This window comes from Streptomyces sp. NPDC053427 (assembly GCF_044544985.1).
In the GTDB taxonomy this organism is placed as follows: domain Bacteria; phylum Actinomycetota; class Actinomycetes; order Streptomycetales; family Streptomycetaceae; genus Streptomyces.
This window is the reverse complement of the sequence record NZ_JBITYA010000008.1, coordinates 464,518-471,328: the sequence shown is the minus strand read 5'-3', so window position 1 is coordinate 471,328 and position 6,811 is coordinate 464,518. Positions and strand designations below refer to the sequence as shown.

Sequence of the window (6,811 nt, the reverse complement as noted above, 5' to 3'; positions counted from 1 at the left end):
CTTTCGGCTTCTTCGCGTTTCCAACCTTACCAGATCCGTTTCCGTCTCCGGCCCCCTGTTGGAGCGGGGTTCGGCCGCTTCGCTTTCGCTTTTCGACCTTTCCGACTTTAGCAGATCCGAGCCTCGCCGTTTCCGGTCGAATTTCGATTCCGATTTCCCGTCGGAGGGGGTTGTTACGCCTTCCGGCGCGGCAACTACTTTAGCGACTTTCCTTGGCGACTCATAATTGAGGCGCTGGGGTCGATTTTTGGCAACGCCAAATACGACCCGTTAGGGAAGCGTTCGTAGTGGTTGGTTGTGCCGCCTGGCGGTCTGCGCAGATAGCGCTGCCCGTCTCCAGCGGCTCGGGCCACGTTAGGCGTTTGGCCGGGGAGAGTCAAGTAGCTCTGGGCGATCAAGTGGCTGAAGTGGTGCGGCGACGCGGGGTGTGCGGGCGGTACTGGCTGACGGTGGGCTCGTCGGAGATCCAGTAGCGCCAGGGGTGGCCGGCTCCGTCACCGCCGACTCCGACGCGTGGGCCGTTGCGTACCCGGGCGGGGGCGGCGGGGGTGCCGTACAGGACGGAGAGGGGGGCGGTGGGGTCGCCGCCGTGGCAGACGTCGGTGCCGTTCAGGGTGCGGTCGATGTCGAGGGCGGTGGCGAGGCGGGCCGGGCCCTTGGCCAGTTCGTCGGTGTTGCGGGCCTTGGGACGGCGGCCGGTGGCCAGGTGGGTGCCGGTGAGGATTTCGCCGGCGCGCAGGAGGACACCGCTGGCCTCGCCTTCCGGGCCGCAGACCAGGTTGAGGCTGAACCACATGCCGTAGATGAAGTAGACGTACGCATGGCCGGGCGGGCCGAACATCGAGGCGTTGCGGGCGGTGCGGCCGCGGTAGGCGTGGGAGCCGGGGTCGGTCTCCCCGTCGTAGGCCTCGACCTCGGTCAGGCGGAGTTCGATCGGGCCGTCGGGGGTGTGGCGTACGAGGGTGCGGCCTAGGAGATCGGGGGCGACCTCGAGCACCGGGCGGTCGAAGAAGTCGCGGGAGAGCGGCATACGTTCCGGTACGTCGGTCATGCGCACCGAGGGTAGTGCAGGCAAATGGGTGGGCGACTGGCCATGGGGGCGTCGGGGTTGGGAAGGTGTGGCTGGCTCGCGGAACCGGCCTGCGTCGTTCCGCGTTCGTAGAGATCAAGCCGGGATTGCAGAAGCCGCGGTCCCGGTGGCTACACAGAGCACAGGCGTTGCGCCTGGGGAGGACGAGCATGGGGTTCAAGAAGCTGCTGGCGAGCATGGGGGCCGGAGGCGCCAAGGTGGAAACGGTGCTCTTCGAGGAGAACGTCGTTCCCGGCGGCGTTGTGCAGGGTGAGGTGCGGGTCCAGGGCGGGTCCGTGCCGCAGGAGATCCAGGGGATCTCCGTCGGGCTGCAGGCGGTCGTCGAGGTGGAGACCAGCGACGGCGAATCGAAGCGGAACATCGAGTTCACCAAGCTGCAGGTGGGTGGCGCGTTCCAGGTGCAGGCGGGTGCCACGCACACCGTGCCGTTCGGGCTGGAGATTCCGTGGGAGACGCCGATCACGACGTTCCTGGGGACGCATCTGCGCGGGATGAGCGTCGGCGTGACGACGGAGCTGGCGATCGCGCGTGCGGTGGACTCCGGTGACCTGGACCCGGTGAACGTGCACCCGATGCCCGCGCAGCAGGCGATTCTGGACGCGTTCGGGCGGCTCGGATTCCGGTTCAAGTCCGCCGACCTGGAGCAGGGCCGCATCCGGGGGACGCGGCAGAAGCTGCCGTTCTACCAGGAGATCGAGTTCCATGCGCCGCAGCAGTACCGCGGGCTGAACCAGGTCGAGCTGTCGTTCGTGTCGGACGACCGGGAGATGGACGTCGTCCTGGAGATGGACAAGAAGCCGGGGCTGTTCACCGGCGGGTCCGACTCGTACCGGTCGTTCACGGTCGGGCTGAACGACTACGAGTCGACCGACTGGGCGGGTTACCTCAACCAGTGGCTGGCGGAGGTCGGCGGTAAGCGGAACTGGCTCTAACCTGGCCGGACAGAGTGTCAGCAAGCGACCAGGAGGTGTTGCGGTGTCCGAGCTGAAGCGGCGGCCGCTCCCGCACGATTTCCATCCGCCGGTACCGGAGTTCACGGTGCACAGCGATGAGGTGGAGCCGGGCGGGACGCTGCGACCGGAGCAGGTCTTCGCGGAGGGGAACCGTTCGCCGCAGCTGCGGTGGGAGGAGGGGCCGGCGGGCACGAAGAGCTACGCCGTCACCTGCTACGACCCGGACGCGCCGACGGGCAGTGGTTTCTGGCACTGGTCGCTGTTCGACATTCCGGCTTCGGTCACGGAGCTGCCGGCCGGTGCCGGCAGCGGTGAGATGAAGGGCCTGCCGGACGGGGCCGTTCATGTCCGTAACGACTACGGGACGCGGGACTTCGGGGGCGCGGCGCCGCCGCCCGGGGACGGTCCGCACCGCTATGTGTTCACCGTGTATGCGGTGGATCAGGAGAAGCTCGGTCCCGATGCGGAGGCCTCGCCCGCGGTGGTCGGCTTCAATCTGCGGTTCCATGCGATCGGGCGGGCCCAGCTGATTGCCGAGTACGAGGTGCCGGCAGCGGGCTGAGGCCCGTGACCAACCCGTAATTCCGTTGCGCCCCGGCGCTTCCCACACGCACAGTGGTACCTGGCTGACGGCCTGTACAAGGCCGTCGGGCAGCTGGTACCGCAGTGGCGGGAGCGGCGGGGCGCAGGTGTGTCGCCCCGCCGTTTGCCGGAGTCCGCAGATGTGTCGGGCGTCCGCGCCGGCTGCCGCGCGCTCCGGGTCCCGTGCAGTCACGGGGGCGGGATCCGGAGCGTTTTCTCTTGTCGTGTGCCGTCTCGGGTGCCGCCGCCGGACCACCTCTTCTTCATCTTCCTGCCGCCTGCCATTTCCCTTGTGGCGCACGGAAATTGCGTTGTTCGGGGAATACCTGCCACTGCACAGTGGAGCAACTTCGCCGCGGGGGCGGAGCGGGTCCGGGAGGTGGACGGGATGCGCGAGACTCTGGTGCTCAATGCGAGCTTCGAACCGCTGTCTACGGTGTCGCTGCGGCGCGCGGTGGTGCTGGTGATGCAGGACAAGGCCGTGGTCGAGAACGCGCACCCGGGGCTGCGGATCCGCGCCGCTTCGGTGGATGTGCCGGTACCGCGGGTGATCAGGCTCAGCAGATACGTACGGGTGCCGTTCCGAAGACGCGCGGCGTGGTCGCGGCGGGGTGTGCTGGTGCGGGACCAGCACCGGTGTGCGTACTGCGGGCGGCGGGCGACGACCGTCGATCACGTGGTGCCGCGGGCGCAGGGTGGTGCGGACACATGGCTGAATACCGTCGCCTCGTGCGCTGAGGACAATCACCGCAAAGCGGACCGTACGCCCGAGCAGGCGGGGATGCGGCTGCTCCGGCGGCCGTTCGAGCCGACGCCGGCCGATGCGATGCTCTCGGCGCTCGGGGTGTCCGTACGGGAGGAGCTGCCGGACTGGCTCGGGGCCCTGCCGGCGTGAGGATCGACGGCCATCGCCCGACTCGGCCTACTTGAGGAGGAGTTGGGCGATGGCGGCCAGGCCCACGAGGACGATGACGGAGCGCAGGGCGGTGGGCGGCAGGCGCCGGCCCACGGTGGCGCCGATCTGCCCGCCGATCGTGGAGCCGACGGCGATGAGCCCGGCAGCCGTCCAGTCGATGTCCGCGGCGAAGACGAAGAAGAGGGCGGCGACGCTGTTCACCACGGCGGCGAGGACGTTCTTGGTGGCGTTGATGCGCTGCATGGAGTCCTGGAGCAGCATGCCCATCAGGGCGACGTAGATGATGCCCTGGGCGGCGGTGAAGTAGCCGCCGTACACGCTGGCGATCATGATCGCGAGGAAGAGGAGCGGTCCGCCGTCGGCCTTGGCCTCGGTGCCGGTGCGCTCGCGGCGGCGCTGGACCGCCTTGGAGATGTACGGCTGGAGGATCACGAGGACGAGCGCGAGGCCGACCAGGATCGGGACGATCGTCTCGAAGGCGGTGGAGGGCAGGGCGAGGAGCAGGGTGGCTCCGGTGAATCCGCCGATGGCCGCGCCGATGCCCAGGCGGATTATGCGGCGGCGCTGGCCGGTGAGTTCCTTGCGGTAGCCGATGGCTCCGCTGATCGAACCGGGGATCAGGCCGAGGCCGTTGGAGACGGTGGCGGTGACCGGGGGCAGGCCGGTGGCGAGCAGGACCGGGAAGGTGATCAGTGTTCCCGAGCCGACGATGGTGTTGATGGTGCCGGCGCCGAGCCCCGCGACGAAGACGGCAACGGCTTCCCAGATGGTCACGCGAATCCCCCCGTACATGATCGGTGTGGTCCTTGCCGATCATGCACCAGGGGCGCGTGGGTGTCAGTCGATCGGGGGCGCTTCGCGGTTCGGCGAGCTCGGCTTGGGGATGGTGCCGCCGCCCGTGGGGTTGAAGTTGCCGATGGCGCCGCCGAGGCCCTTGAGGGCGTCGCCGATCTCGCTGGGCACGATCCAGAGCTTGTTGGCGTCGCCCTCGGCGATCTTCGGGAGCATCTGGAGGTACTGGTAGGACAGCAGCTTCTGGTCCGGGTCGCCGGCGTGGATGGACTCGAAGACCACCCGGATCGCCTGGGCCTCGCCCTCGGCGCGCAGCGCGGCGGCCTTGGCCTCACCCTCGGCGCGCAGGATCGAGGACTGCTTCTCACCTTCAGCGGTGAGGATCTGGGACTGCCGGACACCTTCGGCCTGGAGGATGGCGGCCCGCTTGTCGCGGTCGGCGCGCATCTGCTTCTCCATCGAGTCCTGGATGGAGGTCGGCGGCTCGATGGCCTTCAGCTCGACGCGGTTGACGCGGATGCCCCATTTGCCGGTGGCCTCGTCGAGGACGCCGCGGAGCGCCGCGTTGATCTCCTCACGGGAGGTGAGGGTCCGCTCGAGGTCCATGCCGCCGATGATGTTGCGGAGGGTCGTGACGGTGAGCTGCTCGATCGCCTGGATGTAGCTGGCGACTTCGTAGGTCGCGGCGCGCGCGTCCGTCACCTGGTAGTAGATGACGGTGTCGATGTTCACGACCAGGTTGTCCTGGGTGATCACCGGCTGCGGCGGGAACGGCACGACCTGTTCGCGCAGGTCGATGCGGTTGCGGATGGAGTCGATGAACGGGACGACGATGTTCAGGCCGGCGTTGAGGGTGCGGGTGTAGCGGCCGAAGCGTTCGACGATGGCGGCGCTGGCCTGGGGGATGACCTGGATCGTCTTGATGAGTGCGACGAACACGAGCACCACCAGGATGATCAGGACGATGATGATCGGTTCCACAGCGGCTCCCGTGCCCTTCGTTTCTGGTCCGTGCCGGCCCGTGACCGGCGTGGCTGTCAATCGGTCGTGCGGTCCGTGCCGTTGATCAGTCTTTCAGAGACGTGGTGCATCGTGCAGTGTGTTCAGGTCAGATGACGACCGCCGTGGCTCCCTCGATCTCGACGACGTCGACCTTCTGGCCCACCTCGTAGACCTGGTCGCCGTCGAGGGCGCGGGCGGACCAGATTTCTCCGGCGAGTTTGATGCGGCCGCCCTCGGTGCCGTCGATGTGCTCGAGGACGGTGGCGGTCCTGCCCTTGAGCGCATCGATTCCGGAGGCGAGCCGGGGGCTCTGGCCTCGGTGGCGGTTGGCGATGGGTCGTACGACGGCGATCAGTGCGACCGAGACGGCGGCGAACACGATGAACTGCGGGACGGCGCCGCCACCGAGTGCAGCGGTGACGGCGCCGGCGACGGCACCGACCGCGAGCATCCCGAATTCGGGCATCGCGGTCACGACGAGAGGAATACCCAGTCCTACGGCGGCGATCAGCCACCACACCCATGGATCCACGGGTTCATGGTAGGTCCGCGGGGCGGCCCGGGACAGGGCGCGATCGGTCGGCGGCGGGCTCAGGCGAGGGGCAGGCCCTGCGCGGTCCAGCGGTCGCCGTTGCGCTCGACGACCAGGGGGAGGCCGAAGCAGTGGGAGAGGTTGCCGGAGGACAGTTCGAGGTCGAGGGGACCGGCGGCCAGGACCTTGCCCTGACGGATCATCAGGACGTGAGTGAAGCCCGGGGGGATCTCCTCGACGTGGTGGGTGACCATGATCATCGAGGGGGCGTACGGGTCGCGGGCGAGGCGGCCGAGGCGGCGGACCAGGTCCTCGCGGCCCCCGAGGTCGAGGCCGGCGGCGGGCTCGTCCAGGAGGAGGAGCTCGGGGTCGGTCATCATCGCGCGGGCGATCAGGGTGCGCTTGCGCTCGCCCTCCGAGAGGGTGCCGAATTTCCGGTCGAGGTAGGCGTTCATGCCCAGCCGGTCGAGGAAGGCGCGGGCGCGCACCTCGTCGACCTCCTCGTAGTCCTCCTGCCAGGTCGCGGTCATGCCGTACGCGGCGGTGAGCACGGTCTCCAGGACGGTCTGGCTGCGCGGCAGCTTGTCGGCGAGGGCGATGCCGGCGATGCCGATGCGCGGGCGCAGGTCGAAGACGTCGACCCGGCCGAGCTTCTCGCCGAGGACCGTGGCGCTGCCCGTGCTCGGGAAGAGGTAGCTGGAGGCGACGTTCAGGAGAGTGGTCTTGCCGGCGCCGTTGGGGCCGAGGATCACCCAGCGCTCCCCCTCCTTCACCGACCAGGAGACCTGCTCCACCAGAGCCCGTCCTTCGCGGACCACGGATACGTCCACCAGCTCCAGTACATCGCTCATGAGCGCGTTGTCTCCCATTGCTTCTCGGTCGTCTTGTGCGCCTGTAGGCGCATCCCCCCAGCAAACCTACGCCACTCGTTGTCAGTGCCGTTC

General features: G+C 68.6%; 8 protein-coding genes. 3 read left to right on the top strand and 5 right to left on the bottom strand.

The genetic code is table 11. The features are described from left to right. Positions 1 to 394: 394 nt before the first annotated feature. Positions 395 to 1,051: a DNA-3-methyladenine glycosylase gene (locus ACIGWZ_RS24580; protein WP_400068025.1), complete on the bottom strand. Its 657-nt coding sequence runs from the start codon at positions 1,049 to 1,051 to the stop codon at positions 395 to 397. A 188-nt stretch (positions 1,052 to 1,239) separates the two neighbouring features. Between ACIGWZ_RS24580 and ACIGWZ_RS24575 the strand changes: the two genes are divergently transcribed. The 3 genes from ACIGWZ_RS24575 (at position 1,240) to ACIGWZ_RS24565 (ending at position 3,520) form a co-directional block, all read left to right on the top strand. Continuing rightward, complete coding sequence (locus ACIGWZ_RS24575) at positions 1,240 to 2,022, top strand: sporulation protein (protein WP_400068023.1); 783 nt, start codon at positions 1,240 to 1,242, stop codon at positions 2,020 to 2,022. A 43-nt stretch (positions 2,023 to 2,065) separates the two neighbouring features. Beyond that, a complete protein-coding gene (locus ACIGWZ_RS24570) occupies positions 2,066 to 2,605 on the top strand; it encodes a YbhB/YbcL family Raf kinase inhibitor-like protein (protein ID WP_400068021.1) in 540 nt (179 codons plus the stop codon). Positions 2,606 to 3,013: 408 nt separating this feature from the next. Continuing rightward, a complete protein-coding gene (locus ACIGWZ_RS24565; protein WP_400068020.1) occupies positions 3,014 to 3,520 on the top strand; it encodes an HNH endonuclease in 507 nt (168 codons plus the stop codon). A 27-nt stretch (positions 3,521 to 3,547) separates the two neighbouring features. Here ACIGWZ_RS24565 and ACIGWZ_RS24560 read toward each other — a convergent pair whose 3' ends face one another. The 4 genes from ACIGWZ_RS24560 to ACIGWZ_RS24545 all read right to left on the bottom strand — a co-directional run bounded on the left by ACIGWZ_RS24560 (position 3,548) and on the right by ACIGWZ_RS24545 (position 6,736). Next, entirely contained in the window at positions 3,548 to 4,315 is a 768-nt protein-coding gene (locus ACIGWZ_RS24560) for a sulfite exporter TauE/SafE family protein (RefSeq protein ID WP_400068018.1), read from the bottom strand. 63 nt (positions 4,316 to 4,378) lie between these two features. After that, positions 4,379 to 5,314: an SPFH domain-containing protein gene (locus ACIGWZ_RS24555; RefSeq protein WP_400068016.1), complete on the bottom strand. Its 936-nt coding sequence runs from the start codon at positions 5,312 to 5,314 to the stop codon at positions 4,379 to 4,381. 127 nt (positions 5,315 to 5,441) lie between these two features. Next, positions 5,442 to 5,855, bottom strand: a complete 414-nt coding sequence (locus tag ACIGWZ_RS24550) for an NfeD family protein (protein WP_400068063.1) — start codon at positions 5,853 to 5,855, stop codon at positions 5,442 to 5,444. A 71-nt stretch (positions 5,856 to 5,926) separates the two neighbouring features. Then, positions 5,927 to 6,736: an ABC transporter ATP-binding protein gene (locus ACIGWZ_RS24545; RefSeq protein ID WP_400068014.1), complete on the bottom strand. Its 810-nt coding sequence runs from the start codon at positions 6,734 to 6,736 to the stop codon at positions 5,927 to 5,929. Positions 6,737 to 6,811 lie beyond the last annotated feature (75 nt).

Coding starts and splice junctions, on each gene's coding strand:
- ACIGWZ_RS24565 (WP_400068020.1), top strand. CDS start 3,014: ATGCGCGAGACTCTGGTGCTCAATGCGAGCTTCGAACCGCTGTCTACG.
- ACIGWZ_RS24545 (WP_400068014.1), bottom strand. CDS start 6,736: ATGGGAGACAACGCGCTCATGAGCGATGTACTGGAGCTGGTGGACGTA.
- ACIGWZ_RS24575 (WP_400068023.1), top strand. CDS start 1,240: ATGGGGTTCAAGAAGCTGCTGGCGAGCATGGGGGCCGGAGGCGCCAAG.
- ACIGWZ_RS24580 (WP_400068025.1), bottom strand. CDS start 1,051: ATGACCGACGTACCGGAACGTATGCCGCTCTCCCGCGACTTCTTCGAC.